The 12,537-nt window shown below is 60.5% G+C and carries 15 protein-coding genes; 6 read left to right on the top strand and 9 right to left on the bottom strand.

Annotated elements, in window-relative coordinates:
* Positions 1-16 precede the first annotated feature (16 nt).
* The 3 genes from ACZYUB_RS12000 to tpx all read left to right on the top strand — a co-directional run bounded on the left by ACZYUB_RS12000 (position 17) and on the right by tpx (position 1,059).
* Complete coding sequence (locus ACZYUB_RS12000; protein ID WP_463948183.1) at positions 17-289, top strand: type B 50S ribosomal protein L31; 273 nt, start codon at positions 17-19, stop codon at positions 287-289.
* The gene (ykgO, locus tag ACZYUB_RS11995) at positions 289-414 is read left to right on the top strand and encodes a type B 50S ribosomal protein L36 (protein WP_463948293.1); all 126 of its coding nucleotides are present in this window, start codon (positions 289-291) and stop codon (positions 412-414) included. Before ACZYUB_RS12000 ends, ykgO begins: the two co-directional genes overlap by 1 nt.
* Before the next feature lie 141 nt (positions 415-555).
* Positions 556-1,059 (top strand): thiol peroxidase, encoded by a 504-nt coding sequence (tpx, locus tag ACZYUB_RS11990; RefSeq protein WP_463948181.1) that lies wholly within the window; start codon positions 556-558, stop codon positions 1,057-1,059.
* Positions 1,060-1,138: 79 nt separating this feature from the next.
* On the opposite strand, the gene ACZYUB_RS11985 is transcribed toward tpx, so the two are convergent.
* The 4 genes from ACZYUB_RS11985 to ACZYUB_RS11970 form a co-directional block, all read right to left on the bottom strand.
* Complete coding sequence (locus ACZYUB_RS11985) at positions 1,139-1,651, bottom strand: hypothetical protein (protein ID WP_463948179.1); 513 nt, start codon at positions 1,649-1,651, stop codon at positions 1,139-1,141.
* A 104-nt stretch (positions 1,652-1,755) separates the two neighbouring features.
* Complete coding sequence (locus ACZYUB_RS11980; protein ID WP_460882463.1) at positions 1,756-2,316, bottom strand: gamma carbonic anhydrase family protein; 561 nt, start codon at positions 2,314-2,316, stop codon at positions 1,756-1,758.
* A 114-nt stretch (positions 2,317-2,430) separates the two neighbouring features.
* Positions 2,431-3,567, bottom strand: coding sequence for a CobW family GTP-binding protein (locus ACZYUB_RS11975; RefSeq protein ID WP_463948177.1), 1,137 nt, complete (start codon positions 3,565-3,567; stop codon positions 2,431-2,433).
* Positions 3,568-3,658: 91 nt separating this feature from the next.
* Entirely contained in the window at positions 3,659-4,285 is a 627-nt protein-coding gene (locus ACZYUB_RS11970; RefSeq protein WP_463948175.1) for a bifunctional 4-hydroxy-2-oxoglutarate aldolase/2-dehydro-3-deoxy-phosphogluconate aldolase, read from the bottom strand.
* Between the two features lie 523 nt (positions 4,286-4,808).
* On the opposite strand from ACZYUB_RS11970, the gene ACZYUB_RS11965 reads away from it, so the two are divergent.
* On the top strand, positions 4,809-5,063 hold the full coding sequence (locus ACZYUB_RS11965) for a GNAT family N-acetyltransferase (RefSeq protein ID WP_463948174.1): 255 nt from the start codon (positions 4,809-4,811) through the stop codon (positions 5,061-5,063).
* On the opposite strand, the gene ACZYUB_RS11960 is transcribed toward ACZYUB_RS11965, so the two are convergent.
* From ACZYUB_RS11960 to ACZYUB_RS11950, 3 genes are all read right to left on the bottom strand, one after another.
* Positions 5,054-5,617, bottom strand: coding sequence for an opioid growth factor receptor-related protein (locus tag ACZYUB_RS11960; RefSeq protein ID WP_463948172.1), 564 nt, complete (start codon positions 5,615-5,617; stop codon positions 5,054-5,056). The two genes, ACZYUB_RS11965 and ACZYUB_RS11960, sit on opposite strands and share 10 nt — an antisense overlap.
* Positions 5,618-5,709: 92 nt before the next feature.
* Entirely contained in the window at positions 5,710-5,862 is a 153-nt protein-coding gene (locus ACZYUB_RS11955) for a hypothetical protein (RefSeq protein WP_463948170.1), read from the bottom strand.
* A 129-nt stretch (positions 5,863-5,991) separates the two neighbouring features.
* Positions 5,992-6,426: a universal stress protein gene (locus ACZYUB_RS11950; protein WP_463948168.1), complete on the bottom strand. Its 435-nt coding sequence runs from the start codon at positions 6,424-6,426 to the stop codon at positions 5,992-5,994.
* A 282-nt stretch (positions 6,427-6,708) separates the two neighbouring features.
* Between ACZYUB_RS11950 and fabV the strand changes: the two genes are divergently transcribed.
* Entirely contained in the window at positions 6,709-7,851 is a 1,143-nt protein-coding gene (gene fabV / locus ACZYUB_RS11945) for an enoyl-ACP reductase FabV (protein WP_463948166.1), read from the top strand.
* Between the two features lie 81 nt (positions 7,852-7,932).
* Complete coding sequence (locus ACZYUB_RS11940) at positions 7,933-9,129, top strand: BaiN/RdsA family NAD(P)/FAD-dependent oxidoreductase (RefSeq protein ID WP_463948164.1); 1,197 nt, start codon at positions 7,933-7,935, stop codon at positions 9,127-9,129.
* A gap of 138 nt (positions 9,130-9,267) precedes the next feature.
* On the opposite strand, the gene treC is transcribed toward ACZYUB_RS11940, so the two are convergent.
* Positions 9,268-10,920, bottom strand: a complete 1,653-nt coding sequence (treC, locus tag ACZYUB_RS11935; protein ID WP_463948162.1) for an alpha,alpha-phosphotrehalase — start codon at positions 10,918-10,920, stop codon at positions 9,268-9,270.
* Between the two features lie 59 nt (positions 10,921-10,979).
* Entirely contained in the window at positions 10,980-12,431 is a 1,452-nt protein-coding gene (gene treB / locus ACZYUB_RS11930) for a PTS trehalose transporter subunit IIBC (protein WP_463948161.1), read from the bottom strand.
* Positions 12,432-12,537 lie beyond the last annotated feature (106 nt).

The following is a 12,537-nucleotide window of genomic DNA, read 5'->3' as shown; positions in this document are numbered from 1 at the left end:
CTCATGAGGTTTTCCTATGCGTCCCGATATCCATCCGGCATACCGTCCCGTCGTCTTCCACGACACAGCGGCGGACACCTATTTTGTGGTCGGCTCGACCATCCACACCCAGCGCACCATCGAACGGCAAGATGGCCAGACCTATCCCTATGTGGCACTGGATGTCTCCAGCGAGTCACACCCCTTTTACACCGGGAAGCAGAAGGTGGTCTCCTCGGAAGGCCGGGTTGCCAAATTCGCCCAGCGTTTCGGCTCGCTGGTCCGTGGCACATCGCAGGAGGAGAAGTGATGAAAGTACTGGCCTCGCTGAAAACTGCCAAGACCCGCCACCCCGATTGCCAAATCGTCAAACGGCGTGGCCGGGTGTATGTGATTTGCAAATCCAATCCCCGCTTCAAGGCGCGTCAGGGCTAGCCGGCTGCCGGTCAGGAGCATCACGCCCTGGCCGGTGTCCGGGTCAATAACCTTGTAGTTGATCGGTATTTCCGGGGCAAAAAGCTGCCTATACTCAGGGCTCAACCCGTACCTCTTTGTCATCGAATCTCAGGAGTGAACATGAGCCACACTATTACCCTGCAAGGGAACCCGGTCGAAGTTGCTGGTGATTTCCCAGCCGTTGGTTCCCAGGCCAAGCCATTCTCTCTGGTGGCCAAGGATCTGGCCGATGTCACCCTGGCCAGCTTTGCCGGGCAACGCAAAATTCTGAATATTTTCCCCAGCGTGGATACCGGGGTTTGTGCTACCTCGGTTCGCAAGTTCAATGCCGAAGCCAGCGCCCTGAACAACACAGTGGTGTTGTGCATCTCTGCCGACCTGCCGTTCGCCCAGGCGCGCTTCTGCGGTGCCGAAGGGCTGGATAAGGTCGTCACCCTGTCCACCATGCGCGGTGCGGCCTTCCTGCAGGATTACGGTGTCGCGTTCGCCACTGGTCCGCTGGTGGGGCTGACGGCCCGTGCTGTCATCGTGCTGGATGAGCAGGATAAGGTGCTGCACAGCGAGCTGGTGCCGGAAGTGGCTCAGGAGCCGGATTACGCGGCTGCACTGGCCGTTTTGGCATAAGGCCAAGAAGATAGACAACAGGCTCCTGCGGGAGCCTTTTTTGTGGGCCCGTTTTACCGGGCGGTGGTGACCCTGCCAGTTACTGGGGCGGATGCTCGGCAGCGGCAAATTCAAGCTGTTCGAAACCCAGATGGTGCATCCACTCGCGCACAATCAGCAGCGCGGCGGCAAACTCCGGGGTTGGCGCGAAGAGCGAGGTGGCACCGGGGTCGCCTTCGGCCTGGGCGGCGAGCTGCTGAAAATAGCGTTCAATCTGCTCAATGGACACGGCTTCTGCGCTCTGGCTGACGGCGGCCAGTGGCGCTAACGCCGGAGCCAGCAGCACCAGACGGGAAGGGGCGAGCGACTGGCGCGCCAGCGGCATGATGCGATCTTCGACTTCGGCGATGGCCTGCTCCAGCTCCAGCGGCGAGGGTGGCGTGTGGCGCAGGGGACCGCGTCCCAGTTGCTGGCTGCCGATGGGCAGGCTCTGGTGCCGGGCCTCTTCCCCGACATCGCCGTGGTAGAGGTGGGTCGCGTCCGCCTCGATCTGCAGCACGCAGACCGGGGAGCCGGGTTTGAAGCGGGCGGTTGCCTGGGCAAAGGGTGACATGGTGGACTCCAATCCTGAGCGGATGAACTCCGACTGTCGCGCCGTTATAGCGCGACTGTCAAGGCAGGGCGCAGTGTGCTGAGGTTGGCCTGCGCCCGAGCGACTCAGAACTCGTTGGAGAGTGCCTTGTAGCCTTTGACCAAGTCGATATTGGTGTGCGCCACGTCTTCAGAGAACTCGGTCGCATCGGCGCTGACCCGCGGGATCTGGGTCAGATCTGTCTTGGGGCCGATGCGGGTGGTGGAGGGCACATAGAAGCCAGGTGGCAGATCGCAGCCATCGACCACGGCGTTGTGGCGCACCACGCAGCCTTCGCCAATCCGGCAGTTGAACAACACGCTGTTGAAGCCGAGAAACACCCGATCGCCGACTTCGCAGGGGCCATGGACGATGGAGCGATGGGCGATGGAGGTGAATTCACCGATGACCACTGGGGCACCGGATTTGGAGTGGATCACCACGCCATCCTGAATGTTGGAGTTCGCCCCTATGATGATGGGCTCCATGTCGCCGGATGCATCGACCTCATCGGCGCGGATCACCGCATAAGGGCCGACAAACACGTTTTCCTTGATGATGACCTTGCCACAGATGATGGCGGTTTTGTCGATATAGGCAGATTCATCAATGACCGGCAGATGGCCGGACGGATTCTTACGGATCATGGTACATCCTGTCGTTAGCGGGTTCGAAACGGGCATCTGGCGCGGCGGCGAGTGCATGACCGCCGCGCCATCAAGGAGTCAGCTTACGCCACACCCGTGTAACAACGGAACCAATTACTGGTCGGTCCCCTGCGCCGTGGGGTTAAACAGCGCCTGGAATTGTTGCTCCAGGGTGGGCTCCGGCTGGGCCAGAACCTGCTGGAACAGTTGTTCAATCGGCTCTTTTGCTGCGGCGCGTACGATAAACACCAGCCGGCTCTGGGCCTTGCCTTCCGGCCAGTCGCCCAGCGTGGTCAGCGGGTAGAGCTGGCCATGCACGCCGTGGATCACCAGCGGCTGGCTTTCGCCCTCCAACTGCAATATGCCTTTGAGCCGCAGCAGCGAATCACCGAACTGGGCCTGCACCGCCTCGACGGCGGCGATGAGGCGGGCGGGTTGCAACGGCGTGCCGAAGCGCAGGCTGAAGCTGGCGACATCGGCATGGCTGTTGGGGACTGTGGGCTGGGCTCCGACGGCGGCCGTGGTGGTGGCTACCGGGCGTAATGGCGAGGCGATGCCCAGATTCGGCGCTTCGGTCCGCAACCAGGCCAGCAGACTGCGCACATCCTTGCCGCGCTCGCTGCTGTAGGGGCCAATCTTCTCCAGCACGCTTGGGCTCAGGTCACCCTCGTGCACCACATGTTGCGGCGCGGCGCCATTGAGTTGACCTAACCGTTGTTGCAGGGTGCTGAGCGCCTCGGGCGCGACCAGATCGCTCTTGCTGATGACCAGCAGATCGGCGAGGGCTATCTGTTTGACCGCCTCGTACTGCCGTGCCAGTTGCCCCTCGATATGCACCGCATCCACCAGCGTGACGATGCCATCGAAGCGGTAACGCTCGGCGATAAAGTTGTCCTGGCGCAGGGTGAACAGCACGGGCGCCGGATCGGCCAGGCCGGTGGTCTCGATGATGAGGCGGCGGAAGGGTTTGATCTCCTTGCGCAGCGCCTTCATGAACAGCTCCTGCAGCGCGGTAGCCAGCGAACCCTGGACCGAGCAGCAGATGCATCCGGAGTCGAGCAGCATCACCTGTTCATCCACCTGTTTGACCAGCTGATGATCCAGGCCGACGCTGCCGAACTCATTGATCAGCACGGCGCAATCGCTGAGCTCGGGTTGCTTGACCCAGTGGTTCAGCAGGGTGGTTTTGCCGCTGCCGAGAAAGCCGGTGATGATGGTGACGGGAATTCGGGTATCGCGTTCAGAATGCATGGGGGCCTGCCGGACAACAAAAAGTGCCCCCTATTCTGCCCCGTCGCGGGCGAAGCGCAAGCGGGATGCCGGCGACGGTTGCCGGCTGGGCTCAGGGCTGGGCCGACAGGGCCACAGCATCGGCGATGAGCTGGTGGAGGGCGGGCCAATCGCCCTGCTCGATGAGATCCCCGGGTACCATCCAGGAGCCACCGCAGGCGATGACATTGGGCTGGGCCAGGTATTTCTCCAGGTTGGCGGGGGATATGCCGCCGGTGGGCATGAATTGCACCGGATAGACGGCGGCGAGCGCCTTGAGCATGGCGATACCCCCGGAGGCTTCGGCCGGGAAGAACTTGAGGGTCGAGAGCCCCAATTCCAGCGCCTGTTCCACCTGGCTGGGGTTGTTGATGCCGGGGATGATGGGGATTGCCAACTGCTGGCAATAGCGCACCGTGGTGGGATTCAATCCCGGACTGACGATGACATCGGCCCCCGCGGCCACAGCGGTATCGACCTGGGCCGGTGTGAGTATGGTGCCCGCGGCGATCAGCAGCTCCGGGAACTCAGTCCGCAGCAGGCGGATGGCCTCGGCGGCCGCCGGAGTGCGGAAGGTGATTTCGGCCGCGGGGAGCCCGGCTGCGATCAGGGTTCGGCCCAGAGGAACCGCCTGCGTGGCCTGATTGAGGGCGATAACAGGCAGCAAGCGGAGCTGACGTAAACGGTCGGAGAGTGGCATGGCGCATCCTCGAGGCAGTGGGGAAGTCACCTATCACTATACCCCAAGCGGTGGCGCGTAAGACCCCGGATTCTGCAAGGCGCCAAACAGGATGGATGACAAAACAGCGAACGCCATAAAACAACAAACCGCGCTCGGGGCGCGGTTTGTTTGTCATGAAAGCTGGCTAATATGGCGCAGCAGTACCGGATCAACGCTCGTAGCGGAAGAAGTACTGGCGGGTGGCCGGAGCGTACTGGGTCTCTGATTTACCATTCAACAGTGTGGTCAGGTTCAGATACAGATTTTTCATGATGCACCTCGTGGTGTTTTGTGAGCCTTGTCACGTTTGATATTAGGATTTTTGCGACCCCGATCAACCTTTATTTTTATGAAAACGGTTGATTTTCAGATGATTACGTTTTCATTGACTCTGGTCGGATGAGTGTGGTGAATTGCAAGCGCTTGCAGCCGGTCACGGCCTGCTTCACTCTGATGACTAGACTGGGAGTAGTTCCTTATTTACCGCCGACAGGAGGTTCATATGCAGGTCGAACATCAACCGGCACAACATAGATTCATTGTCTCATTGGCCGCCGGACAGGCGCGTCTGGAGTATTCACTGCAGGAAACCTGGGTCAACATAGTGCATACCTGGGTGCCTGATACCCTGCGCGGACAGGGGGTGGCGGATGCCCTGATGCAGTCGTGCGCCCGCTGGTGTGAACAGCAGCACTATCAACTGGTCGCCACCTGCAGCTATGCGGTGCGCTGGCTGGAGCGCAAGGGTTACAAGTGACGGCGGGGAAACGGAGTCGTAACTGCGGGTGAGGCTGAATCGGAAGCGGGTAGGGGCGGCAGCTGTTCATGGGCATGTCGCCAGTATTCCAGCGTCACCGGATTGACCCGGTACTGACCGAGCAACAGGACTTGTTGCTGCAGTTGCAACCCCTCCTGGATCAGTCCGCAGGCCACCAGGCTGCGGATCATCCGGCTGATGCGTAACTGGTTGTGATTGCTGGCGGCCAGCCAGGCGACTCTTTCCGCGCTCAGCCCCGGTTGCAGGCTCCACTCTTCGGCGGTTGTCACCAGCCCCAACTGGCTCAACATCAACTGCAGGCTACGGCGTAGGCCCTGTTGCAAACCCGGATCCCGGGCAAACAGCAGGCGTTGCTCCGTGGTGAGCACCGGGGCGAGCGGATTGACCGGGCTAGGCTCCGGTAGTGGAAACAACCACTGGATATAGTCGTGGGTCTGCTCCAGCCAGCCTGGTGAGGCTTGCCAGATCTGCTGCAGCCAGCGCCCCCGGTGATCGGGCGCCTGGTGCCGATAAAATGCGATCAGGGGATCCATACTCTCCTCGACTCGGGGTTGTGGCTCTGGGCAGGCTGTGACTGGGCAAAAGTAAGGCCAGCATCGGCTGGCCTTGGGTCTGAAAAGCGTGGTTACTCTTCGTCGTCGAAGTCATCCTCGTCGATGAGATCATCATCGTCCCAGGCACCTTCGTCATCGTCATCCCAATCTTCTTCGTAACCTTCTTCGTCGCCGTCATCCTCGAATACAGCATCATCCGGATCGTAATCGTCGTTTCCTGCCATGAGAGCTCTCCTTCGTTGGGGTGGCTTACCTAGTCTATACACAAATTTTACCGGCTTGTGAAAGCGGTCGATAAATTTCAGGGCGGTCGTGATTTTTGACGGGCGACGGCCGGAGTGTCACGGCCGGGGTTAGCCCTTGATCGGCACCACTAACATGTCGCACTCCACCTGGTTCATCAGTTGTCGCGCCGACGAGATGAGCAGACTCCAGAAATTCTGATGGTGGCCACAGACCAGCAGGTCGATCCCGTAGCGGGCGATGGCTTCATTGACCTGTTCCCCCAGATCGCCACTGATCACCAGCTTTTTCTCCAGGGGAAAGCCGAGCCCGGCCAGTACCTGCTCCATTTTCTTGCGGGTTTCGGCCAGGGCATGATCCTGCAGTTCACCAATATCGATATCGATCATCTCGGTGTAGATCTCGCGCAGGTCGACATCGACATGAATCACCGACAGCTTGGCGGAGTGGGTCTTGGCCAGGGCAATGGCTTTATCCAGAACGGGATGATTGTCCGCCCGCAGGTCGATGGCGACGAGAATATGCTGGTAGGTTTGACCATTCATGATGAGCCTCCGTGAGGATGAAGCCATGGGATCCTGGCGCGGTAAGAGGCGCCATACCGGTATCTCTATATAGTGTGCGCCATGTTACCGCCTGGATAAACCGGATCCTTGCAGCAATTATCCGAGCCCGATCACGCCCGATGATTGTCAACTGGGGCTGCCCGCTTTAGCCTGAAGTGAATGGCAAGTCTGCAGCTCGTTACCGATACCCATGTGTTGTACCACTACGTGCAGGGGAGTGACCTTGAACCTCCCCTCGGTTTTCCTGTCCGGAGGTGTGTCATGTCCGAGCCCCTGATCCAGGGTTGTGTCGCCAAAAATTGTCATCCCGCAGGATGTCAGCGTGCGGTGGAGGCGCAGATTGCCTATGTGCGTCAACAACCCGGGTTTGTTGCCCCGAAACGGGTGCTGATCCTGGGTGCCTCTTCGGGGTTTGGTCTGGCGGCCCGGATTTCGTTGGCCTTTGGCGGTGGAGCCGAAACCTTGGGGGTGGCCTTTGAGCGCGCTCCCTCCGAGACACATCCCGGCAGCGCGGGCTGGCATAACCAGCTGGCGGTTACCCGTCTGGCCAATGCCGCGGGTTTGGCGGCCGAAAGCCGGTTTGGTGATGCCTTTGCGCCAGCATTACAGCAGGAGATCATCGAGTGGATCCGCGCCCAGTGGGGGCAGATTGATCTGCTGGTCTATTCACTCGCCACCGGCGTCCGCATTATGGCCGATGGCCAGCGTTACCAGTCGGTGCTCAAAAGTATGGGCCATCCCATTCAGGGCTGGGGTCTGGATCTGGGGCAGCAGCAGTTGATCCGTCAGGAGATGCCGGTGGCCAGCGCCGAGGAGGTGCTGGCCACCGAGCGGGTGATGGGGGGCGAGGATTGGCAAAACTGGGTGCTGCAGTTGCAGCAGGCGGGCTGTCTGGCGCCGGGATTCCGTACGCTCTCTTTCTCTTATGAAGGCCCCGCCTTGACCCATGCCTGGTATCGGGATGGCACCCTCGGGCATGCCAAGCAACATCTGCAGCAGACGGCGGCCAATCTACGCCCACTGTTGGCGTCTGTGGGCGGCGATGCCCGGGCGGTGATCTGCAAGGCGTTGGTGACCAAGGCAAGCCTGGTGATCCCCTTCTTGCCAGTCTATCTGATGTGTCTGATGAAGGTGATGAAGGCCAAAGGCCTGCATGAAGGCTGCATCGAGCAGATGTCGCGGCTGTTTGCCGACCAGCTGTATGGTGACCAAGGCCTGCGCGTCGATAGTCAGGGGCGCTGGCGGCTGGATGAGCGGGAGCTGCGTCCCGACGTGCAGCAGGAGGTTCTGGCTTTGCTCGCCGTGCTGAGCGCGGACAACTTCCGCGAACTGGGCGATTTTTCCGGGTTACAGCGGGATTTTTTGCAGCTCAATGGCTTTGCCTGGCCGGAGGCGGGTGCATAAACGGCTACAGCAGATGATTCCCGGCCGGGTGCTGGTTACAATGGCGCCCGCCATGTGGCGCGGTCGGCAGGAGAGTCAGGAGTGAGTCAGCAAACCCAATGGGACGTCATCATCATAGGTGCTGGCGCTGCCGGATTGATGTGTGCAGCACAGGCAGCCTATCGCGGGCGGCAGGTGCTGGTGCTGGATAATGCCAAGAAGCCCGGTCGCAAGATCCTGATCAGCGGCGGCGGCCGTTGTAACTTCACCAATCTGTATGCCGGTCCGCAGAATTTTATCTGTCGCAATCCCCACTTCACCAAGTCAGCACTGGCCCGTTATAGCCAGCGCGATTTTATTGAGCTGGTGGAGCGCCATGGCGTGGAGTACGAAGAGCGGGAGCACGGGCAACTGTTCTGTATCGATTCGGCCAAGGAGATAGTCCGTGTCTTGCTCACCGAGTGCGAATGGGCCGGCGTGACCCTGCAACTGGCCACCGAGATTGTGAATGTCAGCCGCCATACCGAGGGCGGGTTCGCCCTGCAAACCTCGCGCGGTGCCCTGAGCTGTCACTCCCTGGTGGTCGCTACCGGTGGTCTGTCGATGCCCAAACTGGGGGCTACCCCCTATGGATACCGCTTGGCGGAACAGTTTGGCCTCAAGGTCGTGGCCACTCACGCCGGCCTCGTGCCCTTTACCCTGCACCTGGCCGACAAGGAGACCTTCGCCGAGCTGTCGGGGATCAGCCTGCCCGCCGAGGTTTCGGCGGAGGATGGCACCCGCTTTCGCGAGGCGCTGCTGTTTACCCATCGTGGTCTGTCTGGACCTGTGATCCTGCAAATCTCCTCCTACTGGCGGCCGGGTCAAACCATCCGTATCAACCTGCTGCCGGGGCGGGATATTCCGGCTCTGCTGCAGCAGTGGCAGAGTGAGCACCCGGCCCAGGAGTTGAAAACCGTGCTGGGGCGTGAACTGCCGAAACGGCTGGTGGAGAAGCTCATCGAGCGGGGTGAGTTACACAGCAAGCCGTTGCGTCAATACACACCCAAGGAGTTGGCGGCGGTGGCGGATGTGCTGGCCAGCTGGAGCCTGCTGCCCAACGGCACCGAGGGTTACCGCACCGCCGAGGTGACCCTGGGCGGCGTCGACACCGACGAGCTCTCCTCCAAGACCATGGAAGCCAAACAGGTGCCCGGGCTCTACTTCATCGGCGAAGTGATGGATGTCTCGGGTCATCTCGGTGGTTTCAATTTCCAGTGGGCCTGGAGCTCCGGCTGGGTCGCCGGGCAGTTCGCCTGAGTCTGGGCGACGCGGGATATCATCTTTCGCACAGACCAGTCCCCATCTAGGTGGGATATGTTCTGCCTGTTCATGACGTGACCCCTTGCCGTTGTAGCCAAGGGGTCACGTCGTTCCAGAGTATCTCTGTGGGGTTTGTCAGTGGAGCCAGGCTTGCGCCTCGTAGGGACGCAACATGAGCGCCGCTGCAGGATCCGCATAATTGCTCGACAGCAACTCTCCCTCTGGGCGCGCTACCTCTGCGGGCAGGGCCACTTCCTGCGCGCTCCAGTTGCAGAGTACCGTCAACGTCTGACCCATATGCTGGCGCCGGTAACACCACAGCTGCGGGTGGGCGGGTAGCAGATCCTGGTAATCGCCCTCGAGTAGCAGCGGTAGTCGCTTGCGCAGTGCGATCAATGCCCGGTAGTAGTGGAGCACAGAATCGGGATCGCCCAGCGCCGCCGCCACATGGACCTGTTGATGATTGCTCGCCAGTTCGATCCAGGGTTGCCCTTGGGTGAAACCACCCTGTGCCGAGTCGTCCCACTGCATCGGCGTCCGGCTGTTGTCTCGGGAGCGAGCAGCCAGCAGCGCCAGCGTCTCGGCGTCACTCAAGCCCTGCTGCCGTTTGAGGGCGTACAGGTTCAGGCTTTCGATATCCCGATACTGATCGAGGCGGCTGAAACCCGGATCCGTCATGCCAATCTCTTCGCCCTGATAGAGATAGGGGGTGCCTTGCAACAGGTAGAGGCTGGTCGCCAGTAGTTTGGCGCCCTGCAGCCGCAGTGGCTCCGGAACACCCAGTCGGGAGAGCAGGCGCGGCTGGTCGTGATTACACCAGAACAGTGCGTTCCAGCCCTGGCCGTGCAATCCCTGCTGCCATTGGCAGAAGATCTGCTTGAGAGCCACCAGATCGAAGGGCGCCAGGCGCCACTTCTCGCCATCGGCATAATCGACTTTCAGATGGTGGAAGTTGAATACCATCGACAGCTCTTTGCCATCGCGGCTGGAATAGCGCTGGCAATGCTCGAGCGTGGTCGACGACATTTCGCCCACCGTCATCAGGTTGCGCGGGGTAAAAACCTCGCGATTGAGCTCCTGCAAAAACTCATGAATACGGGGTCCATCGGTGTAGAAGCGGCGGCCATCGCCACTGTTATCATCCGGAAAGTCCTGCTGTTTGGAGATCAGGTTGATGACATCCAGACGGAAGCCATCGACGCCACGATCGGCCCAGAAGTGCAGTATGGCCTTGACCTCGGCGCGGACGTGCGGATTCTCCCAGTTCAAATCCGCCTGCTCGACGGCAAACAGATGCAGATAGTACTGGCCGGAATGCGGATCCAGCTGCCAGGCGCTGCCGCCAAACTTCGATTGCCAGTTGTTGGGCGCGCCTCCTGCAACCGGATCGCGCCAGATGTAGTAGTCGCGATAGGGACTGCCCGGATCCGCGAGGGCCTGCTGGAACCAGGGGTGGGCGGTCGAGGTATGGTTGACCACCATATCCATGATGATGCGCAGCCCGTGGGCATGGGCGGCCGCCACCAGGGCATCAAAGTCGGCTAGCGTGCCATAGCGTGGATCTATGTCCCGGTAGTCGGCGATGTCATAGCCATTGTCAATCTGCGGCGAGGGATAGACGGGCGTGAGCCAGAGAGCCTCGACTCCCAGCTGTTGCAGGTAATCGAGGCGCTGGATGATGCCCTGGAGATCGCCGGTGCCCTTGGCGCCGGAGTCCTGAAAACTCTTCGGATAGATCTGGTAAATGACAGCGTTCCGCCACCAATTCGGGGAGTGTTCTGTGTGCATATCGGTTCTCATAGCCAAAAAAGTGGGGAAGAGCAGAGAGCTCTGCTCTTCCCGGAACATCATGCGCGAGCCTGCCGGGTGAGCGGCTGCGTGTTGTTGGTATTCTGGGATTGCGGGTTCTTGTGGCGATAGACCAGTACCGTGAGGACCATGGGCACCGCGATGGCGATCAGCATAGCCAGGGCATAAATACCCCAGAATTGCGGCTGAATGGACAGGATCCCGGGCAGGCCCCCGACCCCGATACCGTTCGCCAGAACGCCGGTACTGCCGCAGACAATGGCGGCAAGGCAAGAGCCGATCATGGCACACAGCATCGGGTATTTGTACTTCAGGTTGATGCCGTACATAGCCGGTTCGGTGACGCCCAGATAGGCCGATATGGCGGCAGGAACCGAGATCTCCCGTTCATTCTCCTTGCGGCTGATCAGCATGATGCCGACCACGGCAGAGGCCTGAGCTATGTTCGACAACGCGATCAACGGCCAAATCGGCGTGCCCCCCATGCTCTGCATCAACTGCAGATCCACGGCGTTGGTGGTGTGGTGGACCCCGGTGATCACCAGTGGCGCGTACAGGAAACCGAACAATGCTGCGCCTATGGGAGCGAAGGAGCCGGTCATCGCCGCCTTGGCGGCCCAGGCCACGCCATCGCCGATCAGGCGGCCAAAGGGACCGATCAGACTGTGGGCCAGGATCACCGCCAGCAGCAGCGAGACAAACGGCACTATCACCATGTAGAGGTAAGCCGGGATCCACCGCTTGAGTCGGGTTTCAATCAGCGCCAGCGCCAAACCCGCCAACATCGCCGGGATCACCTGGGCCTGATAGCCCACCTTCTGGATGGCGAAGAGGCCGAAGTCCCAGACTTGTGGTACCGCTTTGCCGATGTCGTAGGCATTCATCAACTGCGGGCTGACCAGAGTCACACCGAGGACTATGCCCAGGATCTCGCTGCCCCCCATCTTGCGCACCGTTGACCAGCAGACACCCACCGGCAGGAACATGAAGATGGCTTCGCCGAGCAACCACAAAAACGCGTGGACCTGGGCCCAGAACGGGCTGATTTCGGTCAGGCTGTGACCATCGAACATCTTGATGTCACCGATGACATTGCGGAAGCCGAGGATCAGACCGCCGGTGATGATGGCAGGCAGCAGCGGAACGAAGATCTCGGCCAGATGGGAGATACCGCGCTCCAGCGGATTCATGTTCTGACGGGCGGCGGACTTGACCTCCTCCTTGCTGCTGCTCCCTTCGAGCTCAATCTCGTCGGCCAGCAGCCGGTAGAACTGATCGACCTCGGTGCCAATGACGATCTGGAACTGACCGGCATTGGTAAAACAGCCTTTAACCGAGGGTAAGGCTTCAAGCCCCTGGAGATCGGCGCTCTCGGGGCGCTGCAGCACGAAGCGCAATCGCGTCAGGCAGTGGCTGACGGTGGCTATGTTTTCCTTGCCGCCGACCAGCTGGACCAGCCGGCGAACCTCTTGGATCTGGATCTTGCTCATAACGGGTCTTCCGTGTTTGGGATCGTTCCCATATAGCTTGGAGCTGCCTCCCGAATGGCGCAATGGGATCGTTCCCATTTTATGCTGCTGTTCACAAAAAACACAC

Source organism: Pseudaeromonas sp. HNCC25DJ182 (genome assembly GCF_055413365.1).
Note: the sequence above shows the minus strand (reverse complement) of the source record. Positions and strands in the feature narration are given on the sequence as shown.